The organism is Parabacteroides massiliensis (assembly GCF_900155425.1).
GTDB lineage: Bacteria > Bacteroidota > Bacteroidia > Bacteroidales > Tannerellaceae > Parabacteroides > Parabacteroides massiliensis.
The window spans coordinates 838,980-855,483 of record NZ_LT700191.1 but is presented as its reverse complement, the minus strand read 5'-3'; the positions used below and the strand labels follow the sequence as shown (position 1 = coordinate 855,483).

Here is a 16,504-nt window from a genome sequence, read left to right as displayed (position 1 = left end):
CGTCTTGATATGTTAGGAATAAGGGCGAGCTAATAATTATTAGTTTTCAATTTCTTGCAGCAACAGACAAAGAAGAACAGCGCAACGATCGCCACGATAGTGTAAGGCAACAGATTCTGTGTGGAGATATCTCCGGTAATAAATTCGTTGTCTTTTAATTGGGTATCCGACAAGGCGATAACGGCAAATGCGTTATTGACGAAGTGGGCAAATACCGGTATCCAGATATTCCGGGTCCAATAAAGTAAATATCCGAAATAAGCCCCTAACAGCATACGTGGCAGGAAGCCGAAAAACTGCATGTGGAAAGCGCTGAAGATGATGGCTGCACTCCAGATGATGATATGATGGTTGTGCGTCCAATTCCCGATTATCCGTTGCAAAGCACCCCTGAAAAGGAATTCTTCCGTGACACCGGCAGCCACCGCGATAACGATCAGGTTGAAAAACAAGGTTATGATCCCTCCTCCGGCCAGCAATTTCAGTGTCAGTTGTTCGGCCGTTTCCTCTTGTGACCGCATCCAGCTTTCTATCGGTTCCATAAAAGAAGGCAGCTCCATCTGTTTGTTCAGCAATCCGGTCAGGCTGATGGAAGGGGTGAGTAAAAACACGCAAAGAAAGGTGAGAAGCAAAATGTGTCCTTTCGGCATTTTCCCGATCGACAGATATTCTTTCGGATTACTGCTGCACAACCACGCAAGAGCCAGTGCCGGAAAGAGGAATGTCCCGATGGCTGAAATGAGTTGCAACAAACGCATCATGTCCGGATACTGCGTAATATCAGCATGCAAACCATAACTCAGATAGAATAATCCCATTGCAAACAGGGATGAAAAGACTGCGCCTGCCAGAATCAGGAGAAGCAGGAGAATCAATTGAAAGATGGCCGGTTTGCCGGCGTATATACCTTTTAAGAACATATTTTTAAGCATAAAAAAACTTCTGCTCAAAGATAAGCAGAAGTTTCTTGTTTTTTTTTCAGAAAAGTAATTATTTAGGACGAGCCTCTTTTACTACCATCTGACGACCTTCGTATTCGGCTTCGTTCAGCTCGGCGATTGCTTTCTTTGCAGCTTCATCGTCCGGCATTTCAACAAAACCAAAACCTTTTGATTTGCCCGTTTCACGGTCTTTAATGATCTTTACGGATTCAACTGTACCGTATTCTTCCATTACTTGTTTCAAATCATCTTCCCGAACACGATAGTTCAGGTTACCAACATAAATGTTCATAAAAATAGAAATTAAAGAAATAAAATTGTTACTTGATGAAAGTTGTAAACCGGAATTTCGTAACAGTGAGAGATATTCGACAAGTAACGAGTAAATGAAGAAATAAAAAACAATGTTAGGTACGTTCAAGGTTAATGCCCTTTCACGTCACAAAGGAATACATTTATTTTAGATAAACAATATTTTAGTTTGAAAAAAATAATATTGCTCTTAAATTCATCTCGGTTATAACAATTTAAGCAAACAATTTGCGAGATTAAAAGAATAAGTCTAATTTTGCACCCTAAAATTCGAACAAGACTATTAATTAAATAAATCATTCAGAATGAACGTTTCGCTTAAAAACATTGATGCTACAAAAGGCATTGTGAAATTGGAAATAGTGAAAGCTGACTATGCAGACAAGGTTGAAAAGAGCCTTCGCAGTTTCCGTCAGAAAGCAGAAGTACCGGGGTTTCGTAAAGGAATGGTCCCGATGGGTATGGTAAAGAAAATGTATGGTAAGCATGTATTGGTTGAAGAAATCAATAAATTGGTTTCTGAAAACTTGTACAACTATATTCGTGAAAACAAACTGAACATTTTAGGCGAACCGATGCCTAACGAAACTGAACAGAAAGAAATCAACTTCGATACTCAGGAAGACTTCGAATTTTGTTTTGATGTGGCTTTGGCTCCGGAAATCAAGATCGAACTGTCTAAGAATGATAAAATTCCTTATTACCAGGTAGATATCGACGATGAAATGATCGGTAAACAGGTTGAGGCTTATCAGGCTAACTTCGGAACATACGATCAGGTTGAAGATGTTGAAGAAAAAGACTTGGTGAAAGGTACGGTTGCCGAATTGGAAAACGGTTCTCCGAAAGAAGGCGGTATTGTTGTTGAAGAAGCAGTTTTGATGCCGATGTACATAAAGGATGAAGCTGAAAAAGCTAAATTCATCGGTGCAAAGAAGAACTCTGTGATCGTATTCAATCCGAATAAGGCCTACGAAGGCGCAGAAGCAGAAATCGCCTCTTTCCTGAAAGTGGATAAAGAAGCTGTTGCCGGTATCACAGGTGATTTCAGCTTCGAAATCACGGAAGTGACCCGTCATAAGAATGCTGAACTGAACCAAGAATTGTTCGACAAAGTATTCGGAGAAGGCGTTGTTACCAGCGAAGAGGAATTTAAGAACAATATCCGCGAAGCTTTGGCTGAACAGTTCACTCCGCAGAGCGACTTCAAATTCTTGGTCGATGCCCGCGATCTGTTGGTTCAGAAAGCCGGAGAACTGGCATTTGCCGAAGATCTGTTGAAGCGTTGGTTGCTGGTTGCAAATGAAAAGAACACGAAAGAAAAGATCGACGAAGAGTATCCGCAGATCGTAGAAGATTTGAAATATCAGTTGATCAAAGAAAATCTGGTGAAAGAAAACGGATTGAAGGTGGAAGATGCCGATATCGAAAACTTCGCCAAACGTGTAGCTAAAGCCCAGTTTGCTCAGTACGGAATGCTTTCCGTTCCGGAAGATGTTTTGGCCAACTATGCTAAAGATATTTTGAAAAACAAACAGACACTGCAGAATATCATCGACCGTGCGGTTGAAGAAAAACTGGCAGGCTGGTTGAAAGAACAAGTCGAACTGGATGTTAAGAAAGTAACAGTTGACGAGTTCAATAAACTTTTTGAAGAATAAAACTACCTGAAAAAGCAGCAACAGCTGCTTTTTCTATATAAAAAGGGCTTTCTCTCGAAAAAAATCTTACCGGATAGCAAATAAGTTGTTTCTTTCAGAAATTTATTTATAACTTTGTTATTCCGATAAGTAAGAGGGGAATCCCTTTTTTTATGACTTTTCGGTAACACAATAAGACTATAGATTATGGAAGATTTCAGAAAGTATGCAACGAAACATTTAGGAATGAACAGTAACGCGCTGGACAGTTATATGAATATAACCAGCAGTTACATATCTCCGACGATTATCGAAGAGCGCCAATTGAACGTTGCTCAGATGGACGTTTTTTCACGGTTGATGATGGACCGTATCATTTTTTTGGGTACACAAGTAGACGATTATACGGCAAATGTAATCCAGGCGCAGTTGTTGTATCTGGATTCAAGCGATCCAGGCAAGGATATTTCGATTTATATCAATTCGCCGGGCGGTTCTGTTTATGCAGGATATGGCATTTATGACACAATGCAGTTTATCAGTAGCGACGTGTCGACCATCTGCACAGGCATGGCTGCTTCTTTTGCTGCGGTGTTGTTGGTTGCCGGAACGAAAGGGAAACGTATGGCGTTGCCTCATTCCCGTGTGATGATCCACCAACCGTTAGGAGGTGCGCAAGGACAGGCTTCAGACATTGAGATCACAGCTCGTGAAATCCTGAAAGTAAAGAAGGAACTCTATACAATCATATCGACTCATTCCGGTCAGCCTTATGAAAAGGTGGAACATGATAGTGACCGTGATTACTGGATGACGGCTGAGGAGGCTTTGGCTTACGGTATGATCGACAAAGTTCTGGTTCGTAACAAATAATATTAATGTAGGGGGCTGTGTCAAAAGCCCCTTTAAAAACAAATACGGAATGGCCAAAACAGGCGATAGCTGTACGTTTTGCGGGCGCAGTAGCCGGGACGTTAATATGTTGATTAACGGGATCTCCGGCGCTATTTGCGATGAATGTGCACAGCAAGCGTACGAAATAGTAAAAGAACAAATGCGTGGCAAGGGGAGTTCTTTCGGGTTAAACCGGAAAGACCTGCCGAAGCCGGAGGATATTAAGGCTTTTCTGGACCAATATGTGATAGGGCAGGACGACGCGAAACGTTATCTGTCGGTTGCAGTGTATAATCATTACAAACGTTTGATCCAGAAAGTGACATCGGATGATGTCGAAATCGAGAAATCGAATATTATTATGGTGGGCGCTACGGGGACAGGTAAAACGCTGCTTGCCCGTACGATCGCCAAATTGCTTCATGTCCCGTTCGCTATCGTGGACGCGACGGTTCTGACAGAAGCCGGTTATGTGGGAGAGGATATAGAAAGCATTTTGACCCGTCTGTTGCAGGCTGCCGATTATGATGTCGAGGCGGCACAGCGCGGTATCGTGTTTATTGATGAAATAGATAAGATTGCCCGTAAGAGCGATAACCCTTCCATTACCCGTGATGTCAGCGGTGAAGGCGTGCAGCAGGGTTTGCTGAAACTTCTGGAAGGTTCTATCGTGAACGTGCCTCCTCAGGGTGGGCGCAAGCATCCGGAGCAAAAAATGATTGCCGTGGATACGAAGAATATCCTGTTTGTATGTGGTGGCGCTTTCGACGGAATAGAGAAGAAAATCGCCCAGCGTCTGAATACCCGTGTAGTAGGATACGCTGCAAACGAAAGCACGGCACAGGTGGATCGTAACAATCTGCTGAAATACATTACGCCAACTGACCTGAAATCGTTTGGCCTGATTCCGGAGATCATCGGACGTTTGCCTATCCTGACTTATTTGAATCCGTTGGATAGGAGCACGCTTCGTAATATCCTGACGGAACCGAAGAACTCGATCATCAAGCAATACGTCAAATTGTTTGCGATGGATGAAATTGAACTGACATTTGACGAAGACGTGTTCGAATTCATTGTCGATAAGGCTCTTGAATTCAAGTTGGGAGCACGCGGCTTACGTTCCATTGTGGAGGCTGTGATGATGGATGCCATGTACAGCATGCCGTCCGCAAATGAAAAGAAACTCCATGTCACACTGGAGTATGCAAAGGAAAAGTTTGAAAAATCGGACGTAAACCGCCTGCAGATGGCCTGATCGGCGGTTTTTAAAATATGAATAGTATGGCGAAGAAGGATAATTTAACAGAGGAGCTCAAGAAGCATTTTGGTTTTGATACCTTTAAGGGAAATCAAAGAGCAATCATTGAAAATGTGTTGGCAGGAAATGATACTTTTGTATTGATGCCGACAGGAGGAGGAAAATCTTTGTGTTATCAACTGCCTTCTCTTATGATGCAGGGAACGGCCATTGTGATTTCTCCCTTGATAGCCCTGATGAAGAACCAGGTGGATGCCATGCGCAATTTCAGTGAAGAGGACGGAGTTGCCCATTTTATTAATTCTTCCTTGAACAAATCGGCTATCGATCAGGTGAAGGATGATATCCGCAGCGGTCGGACGAAGTTGCTCTATGTGGCACCAGAGTCGCTGACCAAAGATGAAAATGTGGAGTTCTTGCGACAAATCAATATTTCGTTTTATGCCGTAGACGAAGCACATTGTATTTCCGAATGGGGACATGATTTCCGCCCGGAATACCGTCGTATTCGCCCGATCATAAATGAAATCGGTAAACGCCCGTTGATAGCCTTGACAGCGACAGCCACTCCGAAGGTACAACACGATATCCAGAAAAACCTGGGGATGATCGATGCCTCTGTCTTTAAATCCTCCTTCAATCGTCCTAATTTGTATTATGAAATTCGTCCGAAAACGGCGAATATCGACCGCGAGATTATTAAATATATTAAGTCCAACGAGGGAAAATCCGGTATTATCTATTGCTTGAGCCGTAAGAAAGTGGAAGAATTTGCCGATATCCTGAAAGCAAACGGGATCAAGGCACTCCCTTATCATGCCGGCATGGATTCGCAGCAGCGTTCGAGCAATCAAGATGCATTCCTGATGGAAAAAGCGGACGTGATTGTTGCTACCATTGCTTTTGGCATGGGGATCGACAAGCCTGACGTGCGGTATGTCATCCATTATGATATTCCCAAAAGCCTCGAAGGATATTATCAGGAAACCGGACGAGCCGGCCGTGATGGCGGTGAGGGCCAGTGCATCGCTTTTTATGCCTATAAAGACTTGCAGAAGTTGGAAAAATTCATGCAAGGGAAACCTGTGGCTGAGCAGGAGATAGGGAAGCAGCTGCTTCTGGAAACTGCCGCTTATGCTGAAACTTCCGTATGCCGGCGGAAAGTCTTGTTGCACTATTTCGGTGAAGAATACCTGGAAGAAAATTGTGGAAATTGTGATAATTGTTTGAACCCAAAAAAGAAAGTGGAAGCAAAGGAATTATTAAGCGCCGTACTCGAAGTAATAGGTACGTTAAAAGAAAAGTTCAAGGCTGAATATATTGTCAATATGTTGGTTGGCAACGAAACCTCCGAAATACAATCTTACAAGCACAATGAACTGGAAGTTTTCGGCTCCGGTTCGGATGAAGAAGAAAAGACATGGAATGCCGTTATCCGTCAGGCTCTGATTGCCGGATATCTGACTAAGGATATCGAGAATTACGGCCTGCTGAAGATTACGGATAAAGGGAAAGAGTTTATAAAGAAGCCTGTCTCTTTCAAGATTACCGAAGATAACGAATTTGACGAAGAGGAAGAAGATGTTCCTGTGCGTGGTGGAGCAACCTGTGCCGTCGATCCGGTCCTCTATTCGATGATGAAAGATTTACGCAAGAAGTTGTCCAAGCGTCTGGAAGTACCTCCTTTCGTTATTTTTCAAGACCCATCCCTGGAGGCGATGGCTACTACCTATCCGGTGACATTGGAGGAATTGCAAAATATTCCGGGTGTCGGAGCCGGTAAGGTAAAAAGATATGGCAAGGAATTTGTCGAACTGATTAAGAGGCATGTGGAAGAAAACGAGATTGAACGTCCCGAAGATCTTCGTGTTCGTACGGTTGCCAACAAATCCAAACTGAAGGTTTCGATTATCCAGCGTATAGACCGTAAGGTCGCGTTAGATGAGATCGCCATGACGAACGGATTGGAATTTAACGAACTGCTCGATGAAATAGAAGCGATTGTTTATTCCGGAACCCGCATTAATATCGACTACTTCCTGAACGACGTGATGGACGAAGATCATATCGACGACATTTATGAATACTTCAAAGACTCGGAAACAGACGATCTGGAAGATGCCATCGAGGAATTGGGCGGTGACTATACGGAAGAAGAGATCCGCCTTGTCCGCATTAAGTTCCTGTCGGAGATGGCAAATTAAATTTCAGGATGGAACAAAGATAGAGGCTTTGTCAATGCAAATACGAACCCTCTTTCTTTATTATATTTGATAAAAAACACTAATTTAACGGGGCTATGTACTTTTTAGGCTGCATCTCCGTTAGATTAGTGTTATTTTTGTAAACGATATCGTGGTATGGTAAAAGAAGGATTAATGAAGAAGTTGCTTGTATTATCTTTGCTATTCACTTGTATGACAGGAAATGCACAGGTTTCGGCCGATTCCGTGGTGATGACGGTTGCCGGGAAGCAGATCCCGTTGGATGAATTTATATTTATTGCACAAAAGAATAGCGAAGTTAATCTGTCCGACCGTAAATCCGTGAATGCCTATGTGGAGTTGTTTAAGAACTTCAAATTGAAAGTGGCGGAAGCGGAAGATTTGGGGCTGGACAAGACGAAAGCATTCAAAGATGAGTTGGATAGCTATCGGGCTCAGTTGACTTCAAGTTATCTGTCGGATAAGGATGGGGAAGAGGCGGCTGTTCGTGCCGTATATGACCGGTATGGTGAAGTGTTGGAACTGAGCCATATTTTGTTTCGCTTGCCACAACATACGCTGTCGGGAGATACGGTTCTCGTGTACCAGAAGGCGATCGAGGTCTATGACCGCATTCAGGCAGGAGAAGATTTTGCCACTGTCGGTAAGGAACTGAAAGAGGCTGACAAGGAAAATGTAGGCTACGAATATGTACATTGCCTGTTGCCGATGCAGACGGTTAAGGCCTTTGAAAATGTTGCTTATTCGATGCCCGTTGGTTCTGTATCCCAGCCCGTTCGGACGACTATGGGCTTCCATATCATAAAAATACACAGCCGGAAACCGAATCCGGGGCTGGTGCGTGTGGCGCATATCTTGATCCCGTTTGAGAAAGATTCGCTGAAGTTTGGAGAAGCCGAGACATTGGCCCGTGCTGAAGAAGTTTATAGGGAAGCAAGGAATGGAGCTGACTTTGCCGGGTTGGCAAAAGAATATTCATCCGATACCGGTTCGGCTAAGCGAGGTGGAGAGCTGCCTGCTTTTGGTGTCGGCGAAATGGTGGAACCGTTTGAAGAGGCAGCTTTCGCGTTGAACACTCCGGGAGAATTGTCCCGGCCGGTGAAAACTCGTTTCGGCTATCATATCATAAAGTTGATTGAAAAGAAAGGCCTTCCATCTTTCGAAGACAAAAAGAAAAGTTGGTCCCGTCAGATGGCACAGGGAGAACGGAACTTCGAATATTACGGTGCGTTCGACGAACGGATGAAGAAAGAGTATGGCTATCGTTTCTATCCCGAAGCGTATGCTGAACTGCAAGCTTTGTGCAACGAGTATTTCCCGTCCGATCCTGCTTTTTACGAGAAGGCAAAAGAGATGGACAAGACCTTGTTTCATCTGAATGATACGGATTTTTCCCAGAGTGAGTTCGCTTATTATATACAGCGCTGCCCGTTCTCCACGAAATCTTATGCGGGAGATTTTATGCAGGAAGTTTACGATCTTTTTATTCGTGACATCGTGACTACTGCCGAACGGAAAAATCTGACAGTAAAACATCCGGAATTCGACCTCCTTATGAAAGAATATCGGGATGGTATCCTGCTGTTCGATATCAGCAACAAGGAAGTCTGGAACAAACCGATGGACCAGCAGGCCAAGGCGGAAGCTGAATGGATCGAACAGTTGAACCGAAAATATCCAGTGACGATAAACTGGAAGCTGGTGAAAAAAGTAAGTAAAATGACAAAGAAATAATAAAGAGAAAGTTATATGAGGTGTTGCTTCATTTTTATAGCATTTGTATCTTTGCTGTGTTCTTGTAAGAGAACGCTGCCTGTGGATGATGCGGATGTGTTGGTAAAAGTGAAGGACCGGACTCTCGGACGTTCGGAAATAAAACAGCAGATCCCGCGCGGATTATCCTCAGCCGACAGCATGTTGCTCGCCGGAAGTTTGGAAAAGAAGTGGGTGAAAGATGCGTTGGTCTACGATGTGGCTCTGCGTAATTTGGAGGGGGAAGATAAGGCAGAAGTGGATAAGTTGGTGGAGGAGTACCGCCATTCGCTGATTCGCTATCGGTATCAGGAACAATTGATAAAAGAAAGACTTTCTTCCGAATTCCAGGAAAGCGACAAGCTGAGTTATTACGAAGAGAACCAAAAAAAGTTTGTATTGGACAAGGCTTTAGTGAAAGGGCTCTTCCTGAAGATACCGGTGGATGCTCCCGGACTTTCTGATGTAAAAGGATGGTATAGATCGACATCTGAGGCTTCTTTAGAAAAAATTGAGAAGTATAGTGTGCAGAATGCCAGTATTTATGACTACTTTTACGACAAATGGGTGGATTTTGACCAGGTGATGGATAATATTCCGGTGCATGTGTCGAATGCGAATGACTTCCTGAAGGCAAACAAGTTTGTCGAAGTTTCGGATAGTACATATTGCTATCTGCTGAATATTAAGGAATATCTGCCTGTGGGAAGTGTGGCACCCTATGATTATGCCAGTGCACAGATCGTGGAGATGCTGACGAATCTGCGTAAGGTGGAATTTTTGAGGAAATTTGAAGAAGAATTATATAATGACGCAGTCAGGAGCGGGGATGTCAAATTTTATACGGAACCGTGATTGGTAGCTTATAGAAAAGTACATGATGAAAAAGATTTTAACTGTATTCATTCTTGCCTGTTTATCTTGTGTGGTTTATGCCCAAGATAATGTGATCGATGAAATTGTGTGGGTGGTAGGAGATGATGCGATTTTGCGTTCGGACATCGAGAGCCAGCGTTTATATCTGCAAAACGAGGGGCAACGTTTCGACGGTGACCCTTATTGCGTGCTCCCCGAACAGATGGCCGTTCAGAAGCTATTCTTGAACCAGGCGAAAATCGATAGTGTGGAAGTGGGCGAAAGCCAGGTGATCCAGGAAACAGACCGTTGGATCAATTACGCAATCAATCAGATGGGCTCTAAAGAAAAGTTGGAGGAATATTTCGGTAAAAAGATTTCCCAGTTGAAAGACGAGCGTAAGGAAATGATCATGGAGCAACAGACCGTGGAACAGATGAAGCGCCAGCTGATCGGTGAGATCAAACTGACGCCCTCTGAAGTCCGTAAGTATTACAACCAGCTGTCCAAAGATAGTCTGCCAAATATCCCGACAACAGTCGAGGTGCAGATCATCACAATGGAACCGAAGATCCCGTTTGAAGAGACGGATGCCATCAAGGCGCGTCTTCGCCAGTTTACCGATGATATCAACAGCGGAAAATATGAGTTCTCAACATTGGCCCGTCTGTATTCGGAAGATCCGGAATCAGCCAAAAGGGGCGGTGAACTGGGATTTTTGGGTAAGACAAGTTTGTTGCCTGAATTCGCCAATGTCGCTTTCAATCTGAAAGATCCGAAAAGAATTTCCCAGATTGTGCAGACCGAATATGGATATCATATTATCCAGTTGATCGAAAAGCGCGGTGACCGTATCAACTGTCGCCATATCCTGCTGAAGCCGAAAGTTTCGGACAAGGAGTTGAACGAATGTATGACGCGTATGGATTCGTTGTATAATGACTTGACAGCTAAGAAATTCACATTTGAAGACGCGGCAACTTTTATCTCTGCCGACAAGGACACGAGGAATAACAAAGGTTTGATGGTGAACCAGAACTTTGAAAGTGACAACCATAGTACTCCGAAATTCGAGATGGCCGAACTGCCGCAAGAAATCGGTAAGATGGTTTATACGATGCAGGTGGGGGATATCTCCAAACCTTTCACCATGATCAATGACAAGCAGAAAGAAGTGGTCGCTATTGTAAAACTGAAAGCCAGAGTGGACCAGCATAAGGCAAACATATCGGATGACTATCAGGCCTTGAAGTCGATCGTCGAATCCCGAAAACGTGAAGAACTGCTGCATGACTGGATCATTAAGAAGCAGAAAAGCACATATGTGCGTATCAGTGACGGCTGGCGTAATTGTGACTTCCAGTATCCCGGCTGGGTTAAAGAATGAGGACTGTAAATAGATTTATTTTCACTGGTCTGTTTTTTTTGTTGGCGGTCTGTGCTTTTGCACAGGCCCAAGATAGTATTGTGCGTGCAGATACGACTATCATTACCGCGCAAGACGTGACGCTTGCTCCGGTGGACAGCCTGGTAGCTGCCGATAGCTTGCAGGTTGCGACGGATACTGTCCCAGTCAAAAAGACGAAGGTATACTTGATCCATACCAATACTTTGTCTTTCGATAAGGCGGTAAAACCGGATGCGCAAATACTGAACGGCGATGTTTGTTTCCGGCATGACAGTTCATATATGTATTGCGACAGCGCCTACTTTTTCGAACAGACCAATTCACTCGAAGCGTTCAGCAATGTCCGGATGGAGCAGGGAGACACCCTGTTTGTTTATGGGGATTATCTTTTTTATGATGGAAATACGCAGGTTGCCTATCTGCGTGAGAATGTCAGGATGGAGAACGGTCAAGTGACGCTCTTTACGGATAGTCTCAATTATGAACGCATTCCGAATATCGGATACTATTTTGAAGGAGGGTTGATCGTGGATTCCCTGAATCAACTTTCCTCTTTTTATGGACAATATTCTCCGGAAACGAAGTTGGCGGTGTTTAATGACAGCGTGCAACTTGAGAATCCCGACTTCACGTTGTATTCCGATACCTTGCATTATGATACGGAATCCAAGATTGCAACCATCCTGGGGCCGTCTGTCATTGTTTCAGACAGCGGTACGATCCATACTTCAAAAGGATGGTATGATACGGAGAACAACACCTCCCTCTTGCTGGACCGGTCGCAGGTTGAATCGGGCGAGAAGATACTGGTCGGCGATTCTATTTTCTACAATCGGGATACAGGTATGGGAGAGGTCTATGGGAATATGAGCCTGATCGATACGGCTCAGCATGTGACGTTGCAAGGCGAATATGGTTATTATAATGAACAGACCGGATATGCTTTTGCTACTGACAGCGCTTGTTTTCTTGAGTATTCGAAAGGTGATACCTTGTTCTTGCATGCCGATACATTGCAGATGGTGACGATCGATTCCACTTATCGGGAGATCAAGGCCTATTACGGCGTGCGCTTCTACCGGACCGATGTGCAGGGCGTATGTGATTCCATGCAATTCAATACGCGTGATTCCGTATTATATATGTACACGGAGCCGGTTCTCTGGAACGAACAATATCAACTGTATGGTGATACGATCGCCATTTATATGAATGACAGCACAATCGAGTATGCCCATGTGATCCAGTTCGCTTTTGCGGCGCAGCATGTCGATTCGAGTTACTATAACCAGTTGAAGGGGAACGACCTGAAAGCCTATTTTGTGGGGCAGGCTGTTCGTCAGATTGATGTGGCGGGAAATGCCGAATCCATTTTTTATCCGTTGGAAAGCGATGGGGCTAAGGTCGGAATGAATGAGACTAAAAGTGGATTCCTGACTATTTGGGTGAAAGACAATAAACTGGATAAACTGAAAATCTGGCCGAGTCCGGTTGGCAGTATGACCCCGATCCCGGACCTGAAGCCCGATCAAAAGATGCTGAAAGATTTTTATTGGTTCGATTATCTACGCCCGAAGAATAAGGATGATATTTACGAGGTGGTGAAAAGAAAAGCAACGGAATCACCCAAGAGAAGCAATAAATTTGTACATTAGCAAAGAATTTTCAAACAATAAAAGACTATGGCATTATTCTCATTTTATAATGTGCGGAAACCTCGCCAGTATACTCACAAGCCGATTTACTGGGATCCTCATAAAGAGGCTATGGAAGATCGCATCCGTAAGGTAAAACGTGAGATTGGCATGGACGACCAGTTAAGCGCAGAAGATTATAAAGCAGAGATCAAAGGTAGCTTTATAGAAGGGACTTCGCATTTGAAGAAAAGCCGCGATAAAGGTGATGACCGCCGAAGTCGTACTTATAAAAATGTGAGACTACTGGTTGCAGCTGCAGTATTGGCTGCTTTGTTTTGGTTTTTGTTTATGCAATGAGCGATATAATTCATTTACTTCCTGACAGTATCGCCAATCAGATAGCGGCAGGCGAGGTTATCCAGCGTCCTGCTTCTGTCGTAAAAGAATTGGTGGAAAACGCGGTGGATGCCGGTGCCGGGCATATTCAGGTGAATATAAAGGATGCCGGTCGTACATTGGTCCAGGTGATCGATGACGGGAAGGGTATGTCCGAGACAGATGCCCGGATGGCTTTCGAACGGCATGCAACTTCGAAAATTTCGACAGCCGACGATCTTTTTTCCCTCCATACGATGGGATTCCGCGGTGAGGCGCTTGCTTCGATAGTTGCGGTTTCGCAAGTTGAGCTTCGTACTCGCCTGAAAGATACCGAATTGGGAACGCATCTTGTTTTTTCGGGTTCCGAATTGGAGAGCATTGAACCGGATGCGTGTACCGAAGGAAGTATTTTTTCAGTCAAGAATCTATTCTTCAATGTCCCGGCTCGTCGGAAGTTCCTGAAGTCGAATGAGACGGAGTTTCGGAATATCATCAATGAGTTCGAACGGATTGCCTTGGTCAATCCGCAAGTAGCTTTGTCTCTTTATCATAATGATACGGAGATATTCAACTTACCTGAGTCAGGTTTGAGACAACGTATTATTAATGTATATGGGAAGACGCTGAACCAGAAACTGCTTTCTGTGGATGCGCACAGTTCGCTGGTAACAATTTCCGGCTTTGTGGGGCGACCCGATTCGGCAAAAAAGAGGGGCGCTTTACAGTATTTCTTTGTGAACGGACGGTTCATGAAGCATCCGTATTTTCACAAAGCAGTCATGCAGGCTTACGAACAACTGATTCCGGCAGGCGAACAACCGAACTATTTTATCTACTTCACGCTTGACCCGGCAACGATAGATGTCAATATTCATCCGACCAAGACGGAGATTAAGTTTGAAAACGAACAGCCGATCTGGCAGATACTGATGGCTGCGACCCGTGAAGCATTGGCCAAGTCCAGTGCGATCCCGACGATCGATTTCGATGTAGAAGGCGCTATTGATATCCCGGTGTATAATCCTGTGAAAGAAGCAACACCTTATAAGGCTCCCCGCGTACAGGTAGACTCCGGGTATAATCCTTTTGAAACCTCTTCTTATAAGAAACCAGAGTTCGACTGGTCCAAACTTTATAATGATTTTGAGGAAGACAGGGCTGCTGTACGGCAGAATCCGGAATTGACCGAAACTTTCTTGGCTTCGGATATTTCCGAACCGGTCGTCGATGCCGATGAAGTGGCTGTTCGGGAAACGTCGGATAGTTTATTCAATAATGTATCCACCCCTTGTTATCAATATAAAGGAAAATATATCATTACCTCTTTGAAGTCGGGTTTGGCCTTGATCGACCAGCACCGTGCTCATGTCCGTATCCTGTTCGATCAGTATGTCGCAAACATTAGACAACGGCAGGGTGCCTCCCAGCAAGTTCTTTTCCCGGAGATTGTCGAGTTTACAGCAGGCGAAGCGGCTGTCTTGCCGGTCTTGCTCGAAGATATGCAGTTTATTGGTTTTGATCTGACGAACCTGGGAAATAACAGTTATGCTATTAACGGCCTTCCTGCCGGTGTGGAGAATCTTGATCCGGTGTCTTTGATTCGGAATATGGTGGATCGTGCGATCGAGACCGGTTGTGAAGTGCATGAGGAAATCTGTGACTCTCTGGCGCTTTCTCTGGCTAAAGCGGCTGCTATCCGTCCGGGAAAGATCCTGTCCGGTGAAGAAATGGACAACTTGCTCGCTTCTCTTTTTTCCTGCCAGGAATCAAACCTGACTCCCGATGGAAAGACTATTATTTCGAAATTGACAGACGAAGAGTTGGAGAAACGTTTCAAATAATCGGCTGAAGGTGTTCTACGCCTGCAAAATTTTTCATGAAAGAGAGCCGGATGTTCCGGTTATCGAGCTTTTTTATGAAAATAACAGTTAATTATTTATAAATGGATAAAAGAAGCATCTTGCGGTACGGGAACAAATGCGTACCTTTGCAGCGTTTTAGCGTGGAGTGTACGAAAAAGAAGGCGCAACTTGTTGATAGTCCGAAAATAATGTGTACCTTTGCAGCTCAAAATAAAGAAATAGATAATTATAATAATAACACATTCAAAGTTTAAAAAAGAAAAGAAATGCCTACAATTCAGCAATTAGTTAGAAAAGGAAGGGAAACTTTGGTGGAAAAGGGTAAATCACCTGCATTGGATTCATGTCCGCAGAGACGTGGCGTTTGCGTGCGTGTTTACACTACTACTCCGAAGAAACCTAACTCTGCAATGCGTAAAGTAGCGAGAGTTCGTTTGACAAATGGAAAAGAAGTAAACTCTTACATTCCGGGAGAAGGACATAACTTGCAGGAGCACTCGATCGTATTGGTTCGTGGTGGCCGTGTAAAGGATCTTCCTGGTGTACGTTATCACATTGTACGTGGAACCTTGGATACAGCTGGCGTAAACGGACGTACTCAGAGACGTTCCAAATACGGCGCTAAACGTCCGAAACCGGGACAGGCAGCAGCTGCAGCTAAAGGAAAGAAGAAGTAATTAGTTACATCCCCTTCAAACTGAGAATTTAAATTAAAAGTATTAAAGCTGGTTTGAGTTATTTGGATAGGCTATAAGGTTGAGTAAATGGTTCGGCGGAACCGTTGAAGACGTATTAAAGGCAACCAAGAACAAGAACGAAATTTTTTTGAAAACAAAATGAGAAAAGCAAAACCAAAGAAAAGACAGATCCTCCCGGATCCTGTTTTCGGTGATGTTAAGGTTACGAGATTCGTTAACCATTTGATGTATGATGGCAAGAAAAATACTGCCTTCGAAATTTTCTATTCCGCTTTGGAAACAGTTAAGGCCAAATTGCCTAACGAAGAAAAGTCCGCTCTCGAAATTTGGAAAGCTGCACTCGACAATATTACTCCTCAAGTCGAAGTGAAATCCCGCCGTGTAGGTGGTGCTACTTTCCAGGTCCCTACTGAAATTCGCCCCGACCGTAAAGAATCAATTTCAATGAAGAATCTTATCATCTTCGCTCGTAAACGTGGTGGTAAGACTATGGCTGATAAGTTGTCTGCAGAGATTGTAGATGCTTTCAACAACCAAGGTGGAGCATTTAAGAGAAAAGAAGATATGCACCGTATGGCTGAAGCTAACCGTGCTTTCGCTCACTTCAGATTTTAATTTATCAATTTTTAGTAGACAATAAA

Annotated in this window: 14 protein-coding genes; 12 read left to right on the top strand and 2 right to left on the bottom strand. The window is 44.0% G+C overall.

Translation table 11 applies throughout. The features are described from left to right. Positions 1 to 29: 29 nt before the first annotated feature. Both BQ9893_RS14610 and BQ9893_RS14605 read right to left on the bottom strand, forming a co-directional pair. Positions 30 to 920 carry a CPBP family intramembrane glutamic endopeptidase gene (locus tag BQ9893_RS14610; protein ID WP_075966681.1) on the bottom strand — a complete coding sequence of 297 codons (891 nt, stop codon included), beginning with the start codon at positions 918 to 920 and terminating at the stop codon, positions 30 to 32. 70 nt (positions 921 to 990) lie between these two features. Beyond that, positions 991 to 1,233: an RNA recognition motif domain-containing protein gene (locus BQ9893_RS14605; RefSeq protein ID WP_008149986.1), complete on the bottom strand. Its 243-nt coding sequence runs from the start codon at positions 1,231 to 1,233 to the stop codon at positions 991 to 993. A gap of 325 nt (positions 1,234 to 1,558) precedes the next feature. Here BQ9893_RS14605 and tig point away from each other — a divergent pair, with 325 nt between their 5' ends. From tig to rpsG, 12 genes are all read left to right on the top strand, one after another. Next, positions 1,559 to 2,914, top strand: coding sequence for a trigger factor (tig, locus tag BQ9893_RS14600; protein WP_075966680.1), 1,356 nt, complete (start codon positions 1,559 to 1,561; stop codon positions 2,912 to 2,914). A gap of 186 nt (positions 2,915 to 3,100) precedes the next feature. After that, the gene (clpP, locus tag BQ9893_RS14595) at positions 3,101 to 3,766 is read left to right on the top strand and encodes an ATP-dependent Clp endopeptidase proteolytic subunit ClpP (RefSeq protein WP_005634693.1); all 666 of its coding nucleotides are present in this window, start codon (positions 3,101 to 3,103) and stop codon (positions 3,764 to 3,766) included. A gap of 49 nt (positions 3,767 to 3,815) precedes the next feature. Next, positions 3,816 to 5,045, top strand: a complete 1,230-nt coding sequence (gene clpX / locus BQ9893_RS14590) for an ATP-dependent Clp protease ATP-binding subunit ClpX (protein WP_075966679.1) — start codon at positions 3,816 to 3,818, stop codon at positions 5,043 to 5,045. A gap of 26 nt (positions 5,046 to 5,071) precedes the next feature. Further along, complete coding sequence (gene recQ, locus BQ9893_RS14585) at positions 5,072 to 7,252, top strand: DNA helicase RecQ (protein ID WP_075966678.1); 2,181 nt, start codon at positions 5,072 to 5,074, stop codon at positions 7,250 to 7,252. A gap of 156 nt (positions 7,253 to 7,408) precedes the next feature. After that, positions 7,409 to 9,007, top strand: a complete 1,599-nt coding sequence (locus BQ9893_RS14580) for a peptidylprolyl isomerase (RefSeq protein ID WP_075966677.1) — start codon at positions 7,409 to 7,411, stop codon at positions 9,005 to 9,007. A 15-nt stretch (positions 9,008 to 9,022) separates the two neighbouring features. Next, positions 9,023 to 9,880, top strand: coding sequence for a hypothetical protein (locus tag BQ9893_RS14575; RefSeq protein WP_075966676.1), 858 nt, complete (start codon positions 9,023 to 9,025; stop codon positions 9,878 to 9,880). Positions 9,881 to 9,902: 22 nt separating this feature from the next. Further along, positions 9,903 to 11,267, top strand: a complete 1,365-nt coding sequence (locus BQ9893_RS14570; RefSeq protein WP_075966675.1) for a peptidylprolyl isomerase — start codon at positions 9,903 to 9,905, stop codon at positions 11,265 to 11,267. Beyond that, a complete protein-coding gene (locus BQ9893_RS14565; protein WP_075966674.1) occupies positions 11,264 to 12,943 on the top strand; it encodes an OstA-like protein in 1,680 nt (559 codons plus the stop codon). Before BQ9893_RS14570 ends, BQ9893_RS14565 begins: the two co-directional genes overlap by 4 nt. Before the next feature lie 27 nt (positions 12,944 to 12,970). Further along, entirely contained in the window at positions 12,971 to 13,282 is a 312-nt protein-coding gene (locus tag BQ9893_RS14560; RefSeq protein ID WP_075966673.1) for a hypothetical protein, read from the top strand. Further along, positions 13,279 to 15,144, top strand: a complete 1,866-nt coding sequence (gene mutL, locus BQ9893_RS14555) for a DNA mismatch repair endonuclease MutL (protein ID WP_075966672.1) — start codon at positions 13,279 to 13,281, stop codon at positions 15,142 to 15,144. The genes BQ9893_RS14560 and mutL overlap by 4 nt, the downstream gene beginning before the upstream one ends. Positions 15,145 to 15,431: 287 nt before the next feature. Continuing rightward, positions 15,432 to 15,842: a 30S ribosomal protein S12 gene (gene rpsL, locus BQ9893_RS14550; protein WP_005634721.1), complete on the top strand. Its 411-nt coding sequence runs from the start codon at positions 15,432 to 15,434 to the stop codon at positions 15,840 to 15,842. Positions 15,843 to 16,001: 159 nt separating this feature from the next. Further along, positions 16,002 to 16,478, top strand: a complete 477-nt coding sequence (gene rpsG / locus BQ9893_RS14545; RefSeq protein WP_075966671.1) for a 30S ribosomal protein S7 — start codon at positions 16,002 to 16,004, stop codon at positions 16,476 to 16,478. The last annotated feature ends 26 nt before the right edge of the window (positions 16,479 to 16,504 follow it).

What these genes read in the sequence shown, in the direction of transcription:
- tig (WP_075966680.1), top strand. Translation starts at nt 1,559, where the DNA reads ATGAACGTTTCGCTTAAAAACATTGATGCTACAAAAGGCATTGTGAAA.
- rpsL (WP_005634721.1), top strand. Translation starts at nt 15,432, where the DNA reads ATGCCTACAATTCAGCAATTAGTTAGAAAAGGAAGGGAAACTTTGGTG.
- rpsG (WP_075966671.1), top strand. Translation starts at nt 16,002, where the DNA reads ATGAGAAAAGCAAAACCAAAGAAAAGACAGATCCTCCCGGATCCTGTT.
- BQ9893_RS14610 (WP_075966681.1), bottom strand. Translation starts at nt 920, where the DNA reads ATGTTCTTAAAAGGTATATACGCCGGCAAACCGGCCATCTTTCAATTG.
- BQ9893_RS14575 (WP_075966676.1), top strand. Translation starts at nt 9,023, where the DNA reads ATGAGGTGTTGCTTCATTTTTATAGCATTTGTATCTTTGCTGTGTTCT.
- clpP (WP_005634693.1), top strand. Translation starts at nt 3,101, where the DNA reads ATGGAAGATTTCAGAAAGTATGCAACGAAACATTTAGGAATGAACAGT.
- BQ9893_RS14565 (WP_075966674.1), top strand. Translation starts at nt 11,264, where the DNA reads ATGAGGACTGTAAATAGATTTATTTTCACTGGTCTGTTTTTTTTGTTG.
- BQ9893_RS14560 (WP_075966673.1), top strand. Translation starts at nt 12,971, where the DNA reads ATGGCATTATTCTCATTTTATAATGTGCGGAAACCTCGCCAGTATACT.
- BQ9893_RS14580 (WP_075966677.1), top strand. Translation starts at nt 7,409, where the DNA reads ATGGTAAAAGAAGGATTAATGAAGAAGTTGCTTGTATTATCTTTGCTA.
- BQ9893_RS14570 (WP_075966675.1), top strand. Translation starts at nt 9,903, where the DNA reads ATGATGAAAAAGATTTTAACTGTATTCATTCTTGCCTGTTTATCTTGT.
- BQ9893_RS14605 (WP_008149986.1), bottom strand. Translation starts at nt 1,233, where the DNA reads ATGAACATTTATGTTGGTAACCTGAACTATCGTGTTCGGGAAGATGAT.
- clpX (WP_075966679.1), top strand. Translation starts at nt 3,816, where the DNA reads ATGGCCAAAACAGGCGATAGCTGTACGTTTTGCGGGCGCAGTAGCCGG.
- mutL (WP_075966672.1), top strand. Translation starts at nt 13,279, where the DNA reads ATGAGCGATATAATTCATTTACTTCCTGACAGTATCGCCAATCAGATA.
- recQ (WP_075966678.1), top strand. Translation starts at nt 5,072, where the DNA reads ATGGCGAAGAAGGATAATTTAACAGAGGAGCTCAAGAAGCATTTTGGT.